14 protein-coding genes are annotated in these 17,587 nt (G+C 73.5%); 6 read left to right on the top strand and 8 right to left on the bottom strand.

From position 1 onward, the window contains the following. Positions 1 to 4: 4 nt before the first annotated feature. Together J2X68_RS06910 and J2X68_RS06905 are read right to left on the bottom strand one after the other, a co-directional pair. On the bottom strand, positions 5 to 1,900 hold the full coding sequence (locus J2X68_RS06910) for a hypothetical protein (RefSeq protein ID WP_310431547.1): 1,896 nt from the start codon (positions 1,898 to 1,900) through the stop codon (positions 5 to 7). Between the two features lie 212 nt (positions 1,901 to 2,112). Further along, on the bottom strand, positions 2,113 to 3,498 hold the full coding sequence (locus J2X68_RS06905) for a transcriptional regulator (RefSeq protein WP_310431546.1): 1,386 nt from the start codon (positions 3,496 to 3,498) through the stop codon (positions 2,113 to 2,115). Positions 3,499 to 3,833: 335 nt separating this feature from the next. Between J2X68_RS06905 and J2X68_RS06900 the strand changes: the two genes are divergently transcribed. Genes J2X68_RS06900 through J2X68_RS06890 form a run of 3 tightly spaced genes read left to right on the top strand, consistent with a single transcriptional unit; the run spans position 3,834 to position 6,912 of the window. Further along, on the top strand, positions 3,834 to 4,496 hold the full coding sequence (locus J2X68_RS06900) for a bifunctional DNA primase/polymerase (protein WP_310431545.1): 663 nt from the start codon (positions 3,834 to 3,836) through the stop codon (positions 4,494 to 4,496). A gap of 44 nt (positions 4,497 to 4,540) precedes the next feature. Then, entirely contained in the window at positions 4,541 to 5,311 is a 771-nt protein-coding gene (locus tag J2X68_RS06895; protein WP_310431544.1) for an ABC transporter ATP-binding protein, read from the top strand. Continuing rightward, entirely contained in the window at positions 5,308 to 6,912 is a 1,605-nt protein-coding gene (locus J2X68_RS06890; protein ID WP_310431543.1) for a transporter, read from the top strand. Before J2X68_RS06895 ends, J2X68_RS06890 begins: the two co-directional genes overlap by 4 nt. A 563-nt stretch (positions 6,913 to 7,475) precedes the next feature. Here the strand turns inward: J2X68_RS06890 and J2X68_RS06885 are convergent. Both J2X68_RS06885 and J2X68_RS06880 read right to left on the bottom strand, forming a co-directional pair. Continuing rightward, positions 7,476 to 8,441 carry an alpha/beta hydrolase gene (locus J2X68_RS06885; RefSeq protein WP_310431542.1) on the bottom strand — a complete coding sequence of 322 codons (966 nt, stop codon included), beginning with the start codon at positions 8,439 to 8,441 and terminating at the stop codon, positions 7,476 to 7,478. Between the two features lie 516 nt (positions 8,442 to 8,957). Next, positions 8,958 to 9,650, bottom strand: coding sequence for a metal-dependent transcriptional regulator (locus J2X68_RS06880; protein WP_020130217.1), 693 nt, complete (start codon positions 9,648 to 9,650; stop codon positions 8,958 to 8,960). Positions 9,651 to 9,920: 270 nt separating this feature from the next. Here J2X68_RS06880 and J2X68_RS06875 point away from each other — a divergent pair, with 270 nt between their 5' ends. Beyond that, on the top strand, positions 9,921 to 10,676 hold the full coding sequence (locus tag J2X68_RS06875; RefSeq protein ID WP_310431541.1) for an SIS domain-containing protein: 756 nt from the start codon (positions 9,921 to 9,923) through the stop codon (positions 10,674 to 10,676). A gap of 80 nt (positions 10,677 to 10,756) precedes the next feature. Here J2X68_RS06875 and J2X68_RS06870 read toward each other — a convergent pair whose 3' ends face one another. Then, positions 10,757 to 12,235, bottom strand: a complete 1,479-nt coding sequence (locus J2X68_RS06870; RefSeq protein WP_310431540.1) for a PAS domain-containing protein — start codon at positions 12,233 to 12,235, stop codon at positions 10,757 to 10,759. A 107-nt stretch (positions 12,236 to 12,342) separates the two neighbouring features. Further along, on the bottom strand, positions 12,343 to 12,798 hold the full coding sequence (locus J2X68_RS06865) for a GNAT family N-acetyltransferase (RefSeq protein WP_310431539.1): 456 nt from the start codon (positions 12,796 to 12,798) through the stop codon (positions 12,343 to 12,345). A gap of 694 nt (positions 12,799 to 13,492) precedes the next feature. Between J2X68_RS06865 and J2X68_RS06860 the strand changes: the two genes are divergently transcribed. Next, positions 13,493 to 14,509: a 2-oxoglutarate and iron-dependent oxygenase domain-containing protein gene (locus J2X68_RS06860; RefSeq protein WP_310431538.1), complete on the top strand. Its 1,017-nt coding sequence runs from the start codon at positions 13,493 to 13,495 to the stop codon at positions 14,507 to 14,509. A gap of 79 nt (positions 14,510 to 14,588) precedes the next feature. Here the strand turns inward: J2X68_RS06860 and J2X68_RS06855 are convergent, their stop codons facing one another. Continuing rightward, positions 14,589 to 15,689: a citrate synthase 2 gene (locus J2X68_RS06855; protein WP_310431537.1), complete on the bottom strand. Its 1,101-nt coding sequence runs from the start codon at positions 15,687 to 15,689 to the stop codon at positions 14,589 to 14,591. Positions 15,690 to 16,108: 419 nt separating this feature from the next. Between J2X68_RS06855 and pdxH the strand changes: the two genes are divergently transcribed. After that, positions 16,109 to 16,789, top strand: a complete 681-nt coding sequence (gene pdxH, locus J2X68_RS06850; protein WP_310431536.1) for a pyridoxamine 5'-phosphate oxidase — start codon at positions 16,109 to 16,111, stop codon at positions 16,787 to 16,789. A gap of 40 nt (positions 16,790 to 16,829) precedes the next feature. Here pdxH and J2X68_RS06845 read toward each other — a convergent pair whose 3' ends face one another. Next, positions 16,830 to 17,222, bottom strand: a complete 393-nt coding sequence (locus tag J2X68_RS06845) for a hypothetical protein (RefSeq protein ID WP_310431535.1) — start codon at positions 17,220 to 17,222, stop codon at positions 16,830 to 16,832. Between the last annotated feature and the right edge of the window lie 365 nt (positions 17,223 to 17,587).

Below are 17,587 nucleotides of genomic sequence, written 5' to 3'. Positions count from 1 at the left end.
GCGTCTACAGCTGGGTGGGCTGGCGCTCCGTCAGGCCGTAGGTCCGCGCGATCTTGTTCCACAACTTCGCCGCCTGCGTCTTCTGCGCACTGGCGGTGCCGCTGGCGCGGTTGCCCGCCTGGGTCTCGGACGTGGTGCGGGCCGAGCCCTTCTTGCAGCTCTTGTTCTTGTTGGCGGCGACCTGGTCGGCCCAGGCCGCGTAGTGGTTGTCGGCGGACGCGGAGGCCTGCCACGCCTTGGTGAGGGCGGTGGTCAGCGCGGTGTGGTCGGGCAGCTGGTCGACCTTCAGCGCGGAAAGCCTGGTGACCAGCTCGGAACGCTGCGTCGCCGCGTCCCGCAGGTCCGTGGCGGCCTGGGCGAGATTGCCGCACGCCTTCACGTCGGCCACCGCGCTGATCACGCTGGCCCGGCTGCTGCCGCTGTCCGCGAGGAGCTTGTCGAGTGCGACGGCCTGCTGCTCGGCCGCGCCGGTGGACGCCGACGCGGAGCCCTCGGTCGCGGGGGCCGAAGCGGCGACGGTCTGGTTGTCGTCGCCCTGTCCACCGCCCCCGCCCGCCATCATCGCGCCCGCGCCGACGCCGACGACCGCGAGAGCCACGCCGACCGCCGCGAACAGCGGCAGCCGCGAGCCGGTGCGGCCGCCCCGGCCGCCGCCGTCGTCACGCGCCCCGCGCCGCCCGCCCGTCGCCGGGTCGCCGGGCGGAGTGTGGGCGGCCTGCGGGGAACGGGCGGCGGGCCCGGCGCCGTAGCCGGGTGCGCCCCCGTGACCGCCCGGCCCGCCGCGGCCGCGGCCGGGGGTGTCGGGCTCGGAGAAGCGCGGGAGCTGCTGGGTGGAGCCGGCCTGGCTGTCGCTGCCCGGCCCGCTGCGGAAGAGGTTCTCGAACTCGGCGGGCGGCTGCCGGTCGCCGTCGGCCTGCGCGGCGACGGGCGGGATGTACTGCGTGGGCTCGGAGTCGGAGTACGCGCCGGGCTGCGTTCCGGCGTTCGGCATCGGGCCCGGGGCGTTCTGCGGGGTGCGGCCCAGGTACTGGGTCGACTCGGCCGGAACCTCGGGCGGCAGGGCGCCCGGTGCGACCGGGGGTATGTACTGCGTCGCGCCCTCGTCGACGGGGGCGGCGGGGACGGGCGGCAGGTACTGGGTGGCGCCCTCGTCCGCGGCGCCGGGGGCCGCGAACTGCGGCGGGTACGGGCCCCGGCCGTCGGCGGCCGGACCGGCCGGGACCGGCGGTATGTACTGCGTCGCGGCCTCGTCGGCCGGAGCCGGGGAGACCGGGGGCAGGGGTGCGCCCTGGCCCGGTGCGTTCTCCGGCGGGAGCGGGCCCGCGCCCGCCGGGGCGCCGCCGTTCCACGGAGCCGACTGCCCGCCGTCCCACGAAGCCTGCGGCTGCTGCGGGTACTGCTGGTGCTGCTGGTGCTGCTGGTGCGGGTGCCCCTGGTCCGTCCGGCCCTGGCCGTCCGTCTGGTCCGCCGGAAGCGGCCAGCCCTGGGCGGGCTGCTGCGGGGCGGGCGCCTGCCCGCCGGGACCCCAGGGGTCTCCCCAGGTCTGTCCGCCGGCCGGCGCCTGCCGCCCGTACTCGGGCTGCCCCTGGGACGCGGGCTGTCCCTGGGACGCGTGCTGTCCCTGGGACGCGCGCTGGCCGTGCTGGCCGTGGTCCGGCTGCCCGTACGTCTGCTGCCCGTACTCGTCCTGCCCGTACTGCTGCTGCCCGTACTGCTGAGCGCCGTACCCGCCGGACGGGTGCCCCGACGGCTGGCCGGGCGGCGGTCCCTGGTGGGGCACCGGCCGCGGCGCGTCCGTCGTCATTCCCGGCAGCAGGGGTTCCCCACCGTCGGAGGGCAGCACGATGCCTTCGCGCGCGGGTTGCGCCGAGGGCTCCTCGCCCTGTCCACTCTGCGTCACCGGGACTCCTACGAATGGGGGACCTTCGGAATCGTCGGCTCACGCTACCGGGTCCCCGGAACCCCGTGCCACGCAGCTCAGGTCGTGACCTCCCTCCCACCGGTACGACAGTGACTTCGGTGACAGATCCGGAGCGCCGTGCGCTGTCTATGTCCCTCCCTCGGCACGACCTGGCCGTTCGCCGTGTGTTCACGCGACGGCGCCCCGTCCGTTCACGCCGCGGTCTGCAACTCCAGCCGCGCGCCGAACTCCCTTACCACCGACTCGTCCCGGAACGGATCCAGTCGCTGCTGGAGGTCCTCCAGGTACTCCGCGCCCCGGTTGGAGCGGAGGGTCTCCAGGAGCTCGACCGCCTTCAGTCCGGTGTGGCAGGCCTGTTCGATCTCGCGCTGCTGCACCTGCGCGGTGGCCAGCAGGACATAGCCGATCGCGCGCCGGCGCGCCCGGCTCTCCGGATGGCCGGCCAGGGACTGTTCGGCGCAGCGCGCCGCCGCGTCGGCCTGCCCCAGGTCGCGATGGCAGTGCGCCAACTCGTCGGCCAGATAGGCCTCGTCGAAGTGTGCGATCCACGCGGGATCGTCCCCGGAGGACGGCTCGGCCGCCTCCAGCGCCGCCACCGCCCGCCCGGAGGCCGCCTGGGCTCCCCGCGCGTCCCCGAGCAGCGCGTGACCGCGCGCCTCCGCCGCGAGGAACATCGCCTCGGCCCGCGGCGTGACCCGCCCGCGCGCACCCTCCTGCGCCGCGCGCGCCAACTGCGCGATCTCGCGCGGGTTTCCGAGCTGGGCGGCGAGGTGGCTCATGGAGGCGGCGAGGACGTATCCGCCGTACCCTCTGTCGCCGGCCGCCTGGGCGAGCCGCAGGGCCTGGATGTAGTAGCGCTGGGCGAGGCCGGGTTGGCCGGTGTCGACGGCCATGTAGCCGGCGAGCTCCGTCAACCGGGCGACGGACGCGAAGAGTTCCCGGCCCACCGCCTCCCGGTAGGAGCCGGCCAGCAGTCCCGAGACGACGCTGTTCAGGTAGTGCACGACGACCGGGCGCACATGCCCGCTGCCGTACTGGTGGTCCAGCTCGACCAGCGCCTGCGTCATCGCCTTGACGGCCGCGACGTCGGAGAGGCCCACCCGGGGCCCGGCGGCCCGGGCCACCTGCGCGTCGGGTGAGGAGATCAGCCAGTCGCGGCTCGGCTCGACGAGCGCGGACGCGGCCACGGACGAACCGGAGAGGAAGTCGCGTCGGCCCACGTCGCTGCGCCACAGTTCGCAGACCTGCTCGATGGCCCCCAGCACCGTCGGCGAGAACTGGAGACCCACGCCCGAGGCGAGGTTCTTGCCGTTGGCCATGCCGATCTCGTCGATCGTGACCGTACGGCCGAGCTTGCGGCCCAGCGCCTCCGCGATGATCGCCGGGGCGCGGCCCCGCGGCTGCTGTCCGCGCAGCCAGCGGGCCACGGACGTCTTGTCGTAGCGCAGGTCGAGTCCGTGCTCGGCGCCGCACATGTTGACGCGGCGGGCGAGCCCGGCGTTCGAGCACCCCGCTTCCTGGATGAGCGCCTGCAACCGTTCGTTCGGCTGCCTCGCGACTAGCGGCCTTGCGGCCATGGGCACTACCCCCTGTGGCTGCGGTGACCGGGACGGCGGGTGCCCGTCCACACACCGAGTTGACGTGTCTTCCACCGAAAAGTTCCGGCCGAGAAGATCAATGCCCCACAGCCACAGCGAAAATGCGAGGCATGTGAGGATTGCCAAGACTTGCCGAGGAATAAAGAGAATTGCCGGGTTACCGGCGGATGCCCGCCCCCCTCTTCCTGGTTACCCGCTCCCGCGCCCGTTCCTCCCGCGCGCCCCCGCTCGTGCACCCATGCGCCCCGGACGCGGAATCGATGCTCCTCCCCCGCGCAATGGGGCGGGCGTAACCCCTGGTGACGGCTAGAGTTGTGTTCATCGTGGAAGAGACCATCGCGGGCGCCGAAGCCACTCAAATCCCGAAGCAGCGCGGGGAATCGCTGCTCGAGACCGCTGTTCGTTACGCCGAGGAACGACATTGGGACGTGTTCCCCGGCACCTGGCTCGAACCCGTCGACGGACTGCAGCGCTGCTCCTGCGGCGACGGCGCGTGCGCGGCGCCGGGTGCGCACCCCGCGCGCCCCGACTGGGCGACACAGGCCACCGGCAGCGCGACGGTCGCGCGCCGGATGTGGCAGAAGCAGCCGACCGCCTCGATCCTCCTGCCGACCGGGCGTACGTTCGACGCGATCTCCGTTCCGGAGACGGCCGGGTTCCTCGCGCTGGCGCGGATGGAGCGGATGGAGCTGACCCTCGGTCCCGTCACCTTGACGCCGGACCGGCGCATGCAGTTCTTCGTGCTGCCGGGGGCGTCGGCGAAGGTGCCGGACCTGGTGCGCAAGCTGGGCTGGTCGCTGGGCGCGCTCGATCTGCTGACGCTCGGCGAGGGCCTGTACGTCGCCGCGCCGCCCACGCGCTTCGGCTCCCGGGGCGCCGTGCAGTGGGCCTGCCGGCCCACCGCCGCGAACCGGTGGCTGCCGGACGCGGAGGAGCTGATCTCGCCGCTCGCCTACGCCTGCGGGCGGGATCGCTAGCGGCGCCCCCGGTAGGGGCGCTCTTCTCGCCGTAGGGTTCCTGCATGACGTCCGTACGCGTGCGCAACCTCTGGAAGCGGTTCGGCCAGCAGGTCGCCGTCGCCGGGATCGATCTCGATCTGCCGTCCGGAAAGTTCATCGGGCTCGTCGGGCCGAACGGCGCCGGGAAGACCACGACCCTGTCGATGGTGACCGGGCTGCTGCGGCCCGATCAGGGGTCCGTCGAGGTGGTCGGGCACGACGTGTGGCGGGATCCCGTCGAGGTGAAGGCGCGGATCGGGGTGCTGCCGGAGGGGCTACGGCTGTTCGAGCGGCTCTCGGGGCGTGAACTTCTCGGCTACAGCGGGCGGTTGCGGGGGCTGCCCGGCCCGGAGGTCGACAAGCGGGCCACGCAGTTGCTCGACGTCCTCGATCTGGCCGGGGCCCAGCACAAACTCGTCGTCGACTACTCGACCGGCATGCGAAAGAAGATCGGGCTCGCGGCCGCGCTGCTGCACAACCCCGAAGTGCTCTTCCTCGACGAGCCGTTCGAGGGCGTCGACCCGGTCTCCGCGCAGATCATCCGGGGCGTGCTGGAGCGGTACACCGCGTCCGGGGCGACGGTCGTCTTCTCCTCCCACGTCATGGAGCTGGTCGAGTCGCTGTGCGACTGGGTGGCGGTGCTGGCGGCGGGACGGATCCGGGCGCACGGGACGCTGGAGGAGGTGCGGGGGTCGGCGCCCTCCCTGCAGCAGGCGTTCCTCGAACTCGTCGGGGCGCAGGGGCGGAACACCGGCTCCGACCTCGACTGGCTGGGCGGCGGGGCGGCCCGGTGAGCGAGCCGACGCCCCCGGGGCTCGTCGCCGTCGTCGTACGGCTGAAGCTGTCGCTGCTGCGCAACGGGCTGCGCCAGTCGGGCGGGCGGCGGGCCGCCTATGTCGCCTCCGCCGTCGTCACGCTGCTGTTCGCCGCGCTTCAGCTGCTCGGGCTGATCGCGTTGCGCGGCCACGACCACGCGGTGTCGCTGGTGGTGCTCCTCGCGGCGGTGCTGGGACTGGGCTGGGCGGTGATGCCGCTGTTCTTCCCCAGCGGTGACGAGACCCTGGACCCGACCCGCCTGGTGATGCTGCCGCTGCGGCCCCGGCCGCTGGTGCGGGCGCTGCTGGCCGCCTCCCTGGTGGGCATCGGTCCGCTGTTCACGCTGCTGATGCTGGTGGGGTCGGTGGTGTCCGTGGCCCACGGAGCCGCCGCGTGGGCGGTGGGCGTGCTCGCCGTCGCCTTGGGACTCCTGGTGTGCGTGGCGCTCGCCCGGGCCGTGGCCGCCGCCAACATCCGGCTGCTGACCAGCCGTAAGGGACGCGATCTCGCGGTGCTGAGCGGGCTGGTCATCGCGATCGGGGCGCAGCTCGTCAACTTCGGGGCGCAGCGGCTCGGGACGTCCGGTCTCGGGCAGCTCGATCCGGCGGCGGACGTGCTGCGCTGGCTGCCGCCCGCCTCGGCGGTCGGCGCGGTGGACTCGGTGAGCGAGGGCGCGTACGGGACGGCCGCCGCGCAGATCGCCGTCAGCGCGGGTGCCCTGGCGCTGCTGGTACGGGTGTGGACGCGGAGCCTGACCCGCTTGATGATCTCGCCCGACGGTTCCACCCTCCAGGCCGCCGAGCCGACCGCGCGGGAACGGCGGAGCTCGACGGGTCTCGGGCGGCTGCTGCCGGGCGGGCGCACCGGCACCGTGATGGAGCGCGGCCTGCGCTACATCTGGCGGGACCCGAAGACCAAGGCCGCCTGGGTGACCTCGCTGGCCATCGGGCTGATCGTGCCCGTCTTCAACGCCCTCCAGGGCACCGGCTCGATCTACTTCGCCTGCTTCGCCGCCGGGATGCTCGGCATCCAGATGTACAACCAGTTCGGGCAGGACACGTCCGCGTTCTGGATGGTGGCGATGACGATCTCCTCGCGCCGGGACGCGTACGTCGAACTGCGCGCGCGGGCGCTGGCCCTGCTGCTGATCACCCTGCCGTACGCGACGCTGGTGACCGTGCTGACAGGGGCGATGCTCGGCGACTGGTCGAAGCTGCCCGAGGCGCTGGGGCTGTCGCTCGCGCTGCTCGGCGCGATGCTGGCGACGGGCGCCTGGACCTCCGCCCGCTTCCCCTACTCGATTCCGCAGGAGGGCTACAAGAACGTCGCTCCCGGCCAGGCAGGTCTCGCCTGGATCGCGATCTTCGGCGGGATGGTCGCGGCGGCCCTGCTGTGCGCGCCCGTCATCGCGGTGACGATCTGGCTGCACGTGACCGAGGGCGGGGACTCCTGGACCTGGCTGCTGCTGCCGGGCGGCGCGGCGTACGGCACGGCGATCACCCTGCTGGGGCTGCGCCTGGCCGCTCCCCGGACGGCGACGCGCCTCCCGGAGATCCTGACGGCGGTGAGCAAGGGCTGATCGCCCGATCTCCCTGGCGCCCTGGCGCCCTGGTCCCCTGGTCCCCTGGTCCCCTGGTCCCCCTGACCCTTCCGACCGCCTGGCCGCCGGACGCCCCGGCCTCCAGGCCCTCGACCCGCCTGGCCGCCGGACGCCCCGTCCTCCAGGCCCTCGGCCCGCCTGGCCGTATGGCTGACTGCCTGAGGCCCTCGGCCCGCATGGCCGCCGGGCCGCCTGCCTGCCGGCCTGGCTGCCTGCCGCCAGGCCTCCCTGCCGCCAGGCCTCCCTGCCGCCTGCCGCCTGGCCGTCGGGGCTGAGCGGCCCCCGTACCCGCCCGGAAGGGCTTCGACGGGGGTCAGGGAGGCTCCGGGGCCACAGGGGTCAGAGAAGGGCGTCGAGAAGCTCAGGGGGCCTCAGAGGCCCCAGGACGGCTCACAAAACCGGGGACGCGGGGACCTCGGGGACTCGGGGAACCCCAGGGGACTCCGGGAACCCAGGGACTCCGGAAACCCCAGGGGACTCAGCAGCCCAGGGGACTCCGGGAACCCCAGGAGACTGCGGGAACCCCAGGGGACTCGGGGACCTCAGGGGATCTCAGGGGCTTCGGGAGTGAGTACGGCGTCCAGGAACGGTTCGATCGCCGTGCGCCATCCCTCCGGCTGGTCGTAGTGCACGAGGTGCCCGGCGTCGGCGACCTCCGCGTACGCGCCGCGCGGCAGGACCCGCACCATCTCCTGGGCCTCGGCGCGGCCGAGCTCGCCGTCCAGGCCGCGCACCACCAGCGCCGGGCACTGGACCTGGGCGAGCTCCTCCCAGTGCGCGTCGTAGACCCAGGTCTCGCGGGACTTGAGCATCTGCTCGGGCTCGAAGACGGGACGCCAGCCGTCGGGCGACTCCTGCATCACCTCGGCGTAGAACTCGCCCCGTGACGGGTTGGGGCGCTCCACCCAGGGGTCGTCCTCGCCGAACCACTTGCGGACGTCGGCGAGCGTCGCGAAGGGGGCGGGCCAGGACTTGAACCAGTCGCCCCACTCGCGCTGCGAGGCCGCTCCCAGCGCGGAGGCCCGCATGTCGCAGACGATCAGGCCCCGCACCAGATCGGGACGCTTCGCGGCGAGCTGCCACGCGGTGAGCGCGCCCATGGCGTGGCCGATGAGGACGGCCGGGGCGAGGCCGAGCTGTTCCAGGGCCGCCTCCGCGTCCTCGACATAGGCCTCACGGGTGAAGGCGGCGCCGGGCGACTTCGCGCTCTGGCCGTGGCCGCGCTGGTCGAGGGCGACCGCCCGGTGCCGCTCGGAGAGCCAGCGGGCGGTGGACGCCCAGTGCGAGGCCCGGCCCATCAGACCGTGCAGTAACAGGACGCCCGGCCTGCTTCCGGTCCCGTCGTCGAGGGGCTCGCCAAGCCGGCCGCCCCTCCGCTTCCGCCCGGACTGGGGCGGAATCACGGGCTCCGTCACCGCGTTCGCCGGGTCGCCCTTGGGCGGGTCACCGAACTCCCAGGCCGCCAGGCGTACGCCGCCCGCCCCGGTCACGTCGATGCGTCGCGCCATAGGTCCTGGCACCCCCTAGCCGTCGTACCACTGCGCTTCCGATGCCTTCGTGCTGCCTTCAATCACCCGCAGGCTATCGAATGGCCTTTCGAGAAATGCACTCTCCGCGCACAACACCCCTCGTTCGAGTGACCACACTCAAGGAATGATCGCCGCAGCCGAGGGGAGACCTTCAGCGGGAGGCGGACCGCTCGGGGAAATCGGTCCGAGGGGAATGACCCTGAGAGCTCGGGGCTCCGGGTCAGAACAGGGGAGGACAGGCCCCGGTGCCGTACGGCACCGGGGCCCTCCACTGCTCGACGGCACGGCATGCGGCCCCCCTCAGGTCATATGCCCCACGCGACAGCCTGGCACGTGAAGCGCCGGAGCGCTGCGATTCGACACAGGCAATCTGCGATTCGACGAGATCGACGGAACAGCCCAACTTCCCCACGCTCCCCAGGAGTTGAACAATGCTCAGCGTTCGGTCGACCGTGAGGGGTCGCCCCGACGACGGCCCGCGCGCCCGGACCGGGCTCAGCGCTTCGCGACGAACACGTGGGACGCGACGTCCGACTCCAGCTCGGCCGCCTCGCCACCGCTGCCCACCAGGACACCGCCCGCGGACTCCGTCACGCTCACCACCGAGCCGGGCTGCACGCCCGCGCGGCGCAGCGTGTACATCAGCTGCGCGTCCGTCTGGATCGGCTCGCCGATCCGGCGCACGACGACCGTCTTGCCCTCCAGGCCCGGGTCGAGGTCGGCCAGCGAGACCATGCCCTCGTCCAGGAACGGGTCGGCGCCGTCCTTCTCGCCCAGCTCCTCCAGGCCCGGGATCGGGTTGCCGTACGGCGACTCGGTCGGGTGCCGCAGCAGCTCCAGGACGCGACGCTCGACGGCCTCGCTCATCACGTGCTCCCAGCGACAGGCCTCGGCGTGCACCTGCTCCCACTCCAGGCCGATCACGTCGACGAGGAGACACTCGGCGAGGCGGTGCTTGCGCATCACGCGCGTGGCCAGCCGGCGGCCCTCGTCGGTGAGCTCGAGGTGCCGGTCGCTGGCCACGGAGACCAGACCGTCGCGCTCCATGCGCGCCACCGTCTGGCTGACCGTCGGCCCGCTCTGGTCGAGGCGTTCGGCGATCCGGGCACGCATGGGCACCACGCCTTCCTCCTCCAGCTCGAGGATGGTGCGGAGATACATCTCCGTGGTGTCGATCAGTCCGGACATGTGTGCCCCTCGATTAGCTCTGCTGGCTCTGCCGAAGGCTGAACGGCTCTCCGGCGCGTGCGCTGGCCCTGGACTCAATTCTGCCGGATACCACTGACAAGCGTGCCGCGCCGTGGGAACGGGGCGGTTACATCGGGGCGCGCGCACCCGCCGCGAGGCCGCCCGGAACCCCGGCCGCCCCACCCTCACCGGGCGTATTGACAGCGCACTGGTCCAGACCGCACGGTGATCCGCGACACGGACATCCGCTACGGCAAAGGGGCCCCTCGGATGAGCGACCGCAAGCTCGCCGCCCAGTTCTTCGACGCCGCGATCGCCCTGCTCCAGCGGGCCCGCGACGAGGAGGCCGGCGCCGTCGAGGCCGCCGGCACGCTCCTCGCCGACACCGTGGCCGCGGGCGGCCGCCTCTTCGCCTTCGGCGCCGGTCACTCCTCCCTCGCCGCCCAGGACGTCGTATACCGCGCGGGCGGTCTGGCCCTGATGAACCTGCTCGCGGTGCCGGGCGTCGTCGGCGTCGACGTCACCCCCGCCACCCTCGGCTCCGCCCTCGAGCGTGTCGACGGCCTCGCGAGCGCCGTCCTGGACACCTCGCCCCTGCGCGCGGGCGACGCCCTCGTGATCGTCTCGCTGTCCGGCCGCAACGCCCTGCCCGTGGAGATGGCCCAGAGCGCCCGCGCGCGGGGCGTCCGGGTGATCGGCCTGACGTCGGTCGCCTACGCCTCGGAGACGACGTCCCGGCACGTCTCCGGCACGTTCCTGAAGGACCACTGCGACGTCGTCCTCGACTCGAAGATCGCGGTCGGCGACGCCGAACTCACCCTCGACACCGTCCCCGCACCCTTCGCCCCCGCCTCCACGGTCGTCACCTCGGCCCTGATGCAGGCCGTGATGGCCACGGCGGCCGGCGTCCTCGCCGAGCGCGGCATCGAGCCCCCGCTGCTGCGTTCCGGCAACGTCGACGGCGGCCACGACTGGAACGGGCGGATCATGGAGGAGTACGGCGACCGGATCTTCTACCGCCGCTGACCGGACGCAGCCGCCCGGCGGACCTGCGGCGACCGTGGCGACCCTTCGTGATCCGCCGCGCTACCGCACGGACGCGCGCGTCAGGCGCCGTCGCCCCGGCCCGCCGCGTCGGCCGCCCCGGTCAGGTCGGCGAGGTCCAGCGCCGCGGCTATCCGGACGGCGACGTCCTCGGCGTAGGTCGCGTCGGAACGCTCGAAGGCGGTGCGGCCGCCGCCGCGGAGGAACGTCACGACCCCCAGGGTGCGGCCCCGGCTGCGCAGCACCGCGCACAAGGCGTGCACCGTGTCCTCGGGCCACAGCCGCGCCCGGGCCCACTCCCGCGCCTCGTCGGCCGGCACGGAGCCCACCCCGGCCCGCACCGAACCGGCCCGTGCCACGCACTGGAGCGCCGGATGCGTCTCGCCGTAGCGCACGGGCAGGCCCGTGTGCCCGGTGAGCGCGCTGGGGCCCGGCCCGCCCGACGGGGTGGCCGCGACCCGCATCAGCCGCAGCGGCCCGGCCCCTTCGGCGTCGGCCGGGGCACCGCCCATCACCCGGTCGACCAGGGCGTGGTCGGCGAACCCGGCGAGCGCGAAGTCGAGGTGCACGGTCGCCGCCTCGGCGGGGTCCTCGCACTCGGCGGCCGCGCGGCCGGCCCGGTGCAGCTGGTTGGCGCGGAAGCGCAGCAGCGAGGCCTCCTGCTCGCCCTGCTTGGCCTCGGTGACGTCCTGGAAGATCCAGCCGACGCCGAGGGGCACGGGCTCCTCGGCGAGCGGCGAGGCGAGGCGTACGAAGCCGCTGCGCCAGCAGCGCCGTTTCTCGCCCTCCGGGGTGCGCACCCCGACCCACAGCTCGGCGGGGGCCGGCGGGGCGCCCTCGGCGAGGACGTGCGTCAGCGCGTTCTCCAGCTCCTCGACGCCCCGCGTGAGCAGATCGCCCAGGGGGCGGCCCAGGGCGGCCGTCCGGCCCGTGCCGAGCGCGCGGGCGGCGTGCGCGTTGACGACGGCGGGGCGCAGATCGGCGTCGACCAGGACCACCCCCCAGGAGGCGTCGTCGAAGAGGGCCTCGCTGAGCGCGATGGAGCGCTCCAGGTCGATCTGGGCGTGCACCTCGCTGAACGCGAAGTACAGCCCCGCGGGCTTGCCGTCGGGCCCGCGGACGGCGGCGGACTGGCTGCGCACGAGGACGCGGCCGCCGTCCTTGGTCAGCAGCGCGAACTCGTGGACCTGGCGGCCCGGCGCGTGCATGGCGGACATCAGCCGGCCCTCGATGTCCTCGGCGTCGGCCTCGCGCACGGCCCATCCCGCGAAGCCGTGCCGGCCGACCGCCTCGGTGGCGCTCCAGCCGAGGACGCGCTCGGCCTCGCGGTTCCAGTGGGTGACGATGCCGTCGCCGTCGAACGCGCAGAGCGCCGCGTCCATGCCGTCGAGCAGTGCGGCGAGCAGATCGGTGCCGTCAGGGCCGACCGGTCCGACCGGCGGCTGCGCGCCTTCCGGGGGCGTGGGGCCGCCGCCGCCCGACCGCTCGGGCTCGTCCGGCCCCAGCTCGTCGGTGGTCCCACTACGTCGGGAAGCACTCACCTGGACCCCCTGCAGGTTCGCTCACTTGCCCTCATTCAACTCGAACGTGACGCAGCCCACATATGGTTCCCGCAAGATTGCAGAGGAATCGTTGTACCGCGCCCCGGTCACCGCGGGGGCACGAGCCGCAGGTCGACCCATTCCGCCGTCCCGCCGTCGAGCACGTACCGCTCGACCTCGGCGAATCCGCGCGCCCGCGCGAAGCGCAGGCCGTCCTCGTTCACGGCCAGCACGCAGGTCTCGACCACCTTGGCGCCGAGCACGCGCGCGTGGGCCAGCGCGTGGTCGTACAGGAGCGCGCCGTGGCCGCGTCCCCGGTAGGCGGGCAGCACGCGCGCGATGACGGTCGCCACCGCCTGCTCGCCCTCGGGCGGCCGCACGGTCGAGCAGCCGACGAGGACGTCACCGACGTAGGCGTTCTCCAGTCGGTAGCGCCCCGCTCTCTCGCGTACCTCGTCGAGGGTCATCGCGGCCGGCGGCACGACCGTGTTGTGGACGTGCCGCCACTGTTCGAGCGCGGCCTCACCGGCCACGACCTCGGTGCGCAGACGAAGATCAGTCACGCGAGCAGGGAATCGTCTCGCGGTCCGCCGAGTCAACATCCCAGAAAAACACTTGAGCGACCGGGGACGGGTTCTTAGTGTGGGCGGTACCGAAGGAAAGGAGGTGGTCCGAAGCATGTATGCACACCGGACGTCGGAGGTGGCTGCGGGCTAGTGGCCCGTCGCCCACTGAGTGCGGTGCCGGACCAGCGTGTGTGAGTGGCACGCAACCGGCCAATTCAACGCAGTCACCCGACCCGCGAGTCGCCGGTACGTCCGGCCGGCCCTCTCCACGAGGACCAGACTCGCGGGTCGCCTGCGTTTTACGGCCCCTCGTACGTCCGAATCTCCGCGGTCCGGAACCTCCGCGGTCCCGGCCCTCCCCCGTCCCTGCCCTCCCCGTGTCCTGCCGTCCCCCGTGTCCTGCCGTCCGGCGTCCGGCGTCCGGCGTCCGGCCGCAGGGTTTCCGGGACGTGATCCGCGCCACGTACGGATCTTTCGTCAAGCAGTACTCTGGGCGCATGCTTTCGCTCGTTCGACGCCGCCACGTGGACTACGTCCGCGTCACGAGCATGGGCTGTCGACGCTCCATCTGAGCTTCCGGCCCCTTCCGCGGTTCTCCTCCGCCTGCGTTCCCTCTCCTCTCTGCCCACTTGGCACCCGTGCGCCGCCCACCCATGGCGGCGGCCGGGCCCCGTACACCTGCGGACGTACCATGACGAACCCGTCGTACCAGCAACTGCCGATCATCGATCTCTCCGCCGCGGACCGCGGTCCCCAGGCGCGGGCGCTGCTGCACGCGCAGCTGCACAGCGCCGCGCACGACGTGGGCTTCTTCCAGCTGGTCGGGCACGGGGTCGGTGAGCGGGAGACCGGCGAGCTGCTGTCCGCCATGCGGGCCTTCTTCGCGCTGCCCGAGGCCGAGCGGCTCGCCATCGACAACGTGCGCTCGCCGCACTTCCGCGGCTACACGCGCACCGGTGACGAGCGGACCGGCGGGCGGCAGGACTGGCGGGACCAGCTCGACATAGGCGCCGAGCGGCCCGCCCGGACACCGGGGCCCGACGAGCCCGCCTACTGGTGGCTGGAGGGCCCCAACCAGTGGCCCGCCGGACTGCCCGCGCTGCGGACCGCCGCACTCGCGTGGATCGATCGGCTGAGCGCCGTCGCCGAGAAGCTGCTGCACGAGCTGCTCGCCTCGATCGGGGCGCCCGTCGACTTCTACGACCAGGCCTTCGGCGAGCGGGCGCATCCGCATCTGAAGCTCGTGCGGTACCCGGGCAGCGCGGGCGACGGCGCGGGCCAGGGCGTGGGGGCGCACAAGGACTACGGGTTCCTCACGCTCCTGCTCCAGGACGAGGTCGGCGGGCTCCAGGTGCAGCGCGCGGACGGGCTGTTCCACGACGTCCCGCCGCTGCCGGGCGCCTTCGTCGTCAACCTGGGTGAGCTGCTGGAGGTGGCGACCGACGGGTATCTCGTGGCCACCAACCACCGGGTCGTGTCGCCGCCGAGCGCCGTCGAGCGGTTCTCCGTGCCCTTCTTCTACAACCCCCGTCTGGACGCCCGCGTCGAGCCGCTGCCCTTCCCGCACGCCTCCGCCGCGCCCGGTGTCACCGACGACCCCGCCAACCCGCTCTTCGCCGAGTACGGCTTCAACGAGCTGAAGGGCAAACTGCGGGCCCACCCGCTGGTGGCCGAACGGCATCACGCGGAGCTGCTCAGCCCCGCGTGACGCCGGATGTGCTGCCGGGTGCGACGTCCTGGGGACGCCGGGCGGACCGGGCCGCCGCGCCTCGGCGGGCCGGTCCGACCTAGCCGCTGATGGCCTCGTAGCCCTCGATCTCCCGGGGGTTGCGGGAGCCCGGGCCGATGTAGCGGGCGGACGGGCGGACCAGGCGGCCGGTGCGCTTCTGCTCCAGGATGTGCGCCGACCAGCCCGCGGTGCGGGCGCAGGTGAACATCGAGGTGAACATGTGCGCCGGGACCTCGGCGAAGTCCAGGATGATGGCCGCCCAGAACTCGACGTTCGTCGCCAGGACCCGGTCGGGGCGGCGGGCGTGGAGCTCCTCCAGGGCCGCCTTCTCCAGGGCCTCGGCGATCTCGAAGCGGGGCGCGCCCAGCTCGCGGGCCGTACGGCGCAGCACGCGCGCGCGTGGGTCCTCGGCGCGGTAGACGCGGTGGCCGAAGCCCATGAGCCGCTCGCCCTTGTCGAGGGCCTGCTTGACGTACGCCTCCGCGTCCCCGGTCCGCTCGATCTCCTCGATCATGCCGAGGACGCGGGAGGGGGCGCCGCCGTGCAGCGGGCCCGACATGGCTCCCACGGCGCCGGACAGGGCGGCGGCGACGTCGGCGCCCGTGGAGGCGATGACGCGGGCCGTGAACGTGGACGCGTTCATGCCGTGCTCGGCGGCCGAGGTCCAGTAGGCGTCGACGGCGGCCACGTGCTTGGGGTCCGGCTCGCCGCGCCAGCGGATCATGAACCGCTCGACGACGGACTGCGCCTTGTCGATCTCCCGCTGCGGGACCATCGGCCGGCCCTGGCCGCGCGCGGACTGGGCGACGTAGGAGAGGGCCATGACGGCGGCGCGGGCGAGGTCCGCGCGGGCCTGCTCGGCATCGATGTCGAGGAGGGGCTTGAGGCCCCAGACGGGCGCGAGCATGGCGAGCGCGGACTGCACGTCGACGCGGATGTCACCGGAGTGGACGGGGATCGGGAACGGCTCGGCGGGCGGCAGGCCGGGGTTGAAGGCGCCGTCGACGAGCAGGCCCCAGACGTTGCCGAAAGAGACGTGACCGACCAGGTCCTCGATGTCGACGCCCCGGTACCGCAGGGCGCCGCCCTCCTTGTCGGGTTCGGCGATCTCCGTCTCGAACGCGACGACTCCTTCGAGTCCGGGTACGAAGTCGGACATCGGGCGGCTCCTCGGGATGTGTGCGACGGGATGTGCGGGACGGGTGTGCGGGACGGAAGCTGTGGGACGGGTGGTGCGGAACGAGGGGTGTGGACGGGAGGTGCGGGCCGAAGGGGGCGGGACGGGTGCGGTGGGACGGGTTCGGCGGGTCGTGGGGGACAGCGGTGGGGGACGGGCGGCGCCGGCGGTTCCGCGGTCCCGTGCACCTGGGGTGCGAAGACTCGCGGTCCTGGGCGGTACTCCACTGATGCCCCGTGCGGCCGTCGGTCACCCGGCCTGCACCCCATCGGGGCGGTACGGCGGCGACGGGTGCCTCTGCACCATATCCCCGAGTGCCACCTTTGGGGAGTGGTTGCGGCACTCAGTGCCACCTTCGGTGGGTCGGTCAGCGGCGGTGGGCCATACGGCAAGATGACCACGTGACCGACGAAGACGCCGTCTCCCCCGGCCCCGTCCCCGATCCCGCCGCCATGCGCAAGCAGTACCGGGCCGAGGGCCTCTCCGAGGCCGAGCTGGCCGCCACGCCCGTGGAGCAGTTCGCCCGCTGGTTCAAGGACGCGGCCGTCGAGGCCCATCTCTTCGAGCCGAACGCCATGGTCGTCTCCACCGCGGACGCCGAGGGCCGGCCCGGCTCCCGCACGGTGCTGCTGAAGCACTTCGACGAGCAGGGCTTCGTCTTCTACACCAACTACGACTCCGCAAAGGCCCGCGACCTCGCCGAGAACCCGCACGTCTCCCTGCTCTTCCCCTGGCATCCGATGGCCCGGCAGGTCATCGTGCGGGGCGTGGCACGGCGCACCGGGCGCGACGAGACCGCCGCGTACTTCCGGACCCGGCCGCACGGCTCCCAGCTCGGGGCCTGGGCCAGCGCGCAGTCCTCGGTGCTCTCCACTCGCGCCGATCTCGACGCCTCCTACGCCGAGCTGGCGGCCCGCTATCCGGAGGGCGAGCAGGTGCCGGTGCCGCCGCACTGGGGCGGCTTCCGGGTGGCTCCCCGGTCGGTGGAGTTCTGGCAGGGCCGGCTCAACCGGCTGCACGACCGGCTGCGGTACGTGGCGGAGCCGGACGGCAGCTGGCGGGTGGAGCGGCTCAGCCCCTGACGGGACCGCCCCCCACTCTTTCGGAACTCCTTCGGGGCACTCAGATCTTGCCCGGCAGGAACGCCGTTCTGTGCCCGTCCAGCAGGCCGGACACGCGGGCGCGGAACTCCTCGCCGAGTCCGGGCCAGTTCCAGAACTCGAAGCCGAGGTGGGCGAAGGCCAGGGAGTCGTCGGCCCACCGCCATCCGGACAGGTCGAGGGACCGGGCGCAGGCCGGGCAGTCGACGGCGGCGGCGCCCGTCCTGTACCAGGCGTCGGTGGCCGCGCCGAACCGCTCCGTGAGGTCTCCCTCCACCACCGTGGACTCCCCGCAGCGCGCGCAGATCACCACCGCCGGGCCGGGACGGTGGTTGAAGTCGCTGTGGAAGATGCGGTGCTCGGTGTACACGGCGAGGCCGTCCGGCGCGCCCCAGCGGGCGTCGGTGACCGCCATGTGCCAGTTCGGGCCGGGCGGGTGAGCCGGCCGCTCGCTCAAGGCCCAGCCGGGCTACGCCTCGGCGAGCACGATGCCGTCGGCCACGAGCCGCTCGACCACACGGGCCGCCGGCCGCGGCGCGTCCTGCGGGCGCGCGTCGAGATCGACGATCGTCTGAAAGGTGTCCCCCATGCCCGCACGGTATCCACGACCACCGACAACGGGCCGGAACCACCGGGCGGAGAGCCGCGCGGACCGGCGCGGACCGGCGGCGGAGAGCCGCTGGCCGTCGGCGGGGAGGCGAGGGGGGCCGTCGCCGGACGGCCAGGTCGGGCCGGCGCCCAACGGCCAGGTCGGGCCGTCGCCCAACGGCCAGGTCGGGC

Source organism: Streptomyces sp. 3330 (genome assembly GCF_031456635.1).
Taxonomy (GTDB): Bacteria; Actinomycetota; Actinomycetes; order Streptomycetales; family Streptomycetaceae; genus Streptomyces.
The sequence above is the reverse complement of the archived record's forward strand: the minus strand, read 5'-3'. Positions and strand labels throughout refer to the sequence as shown.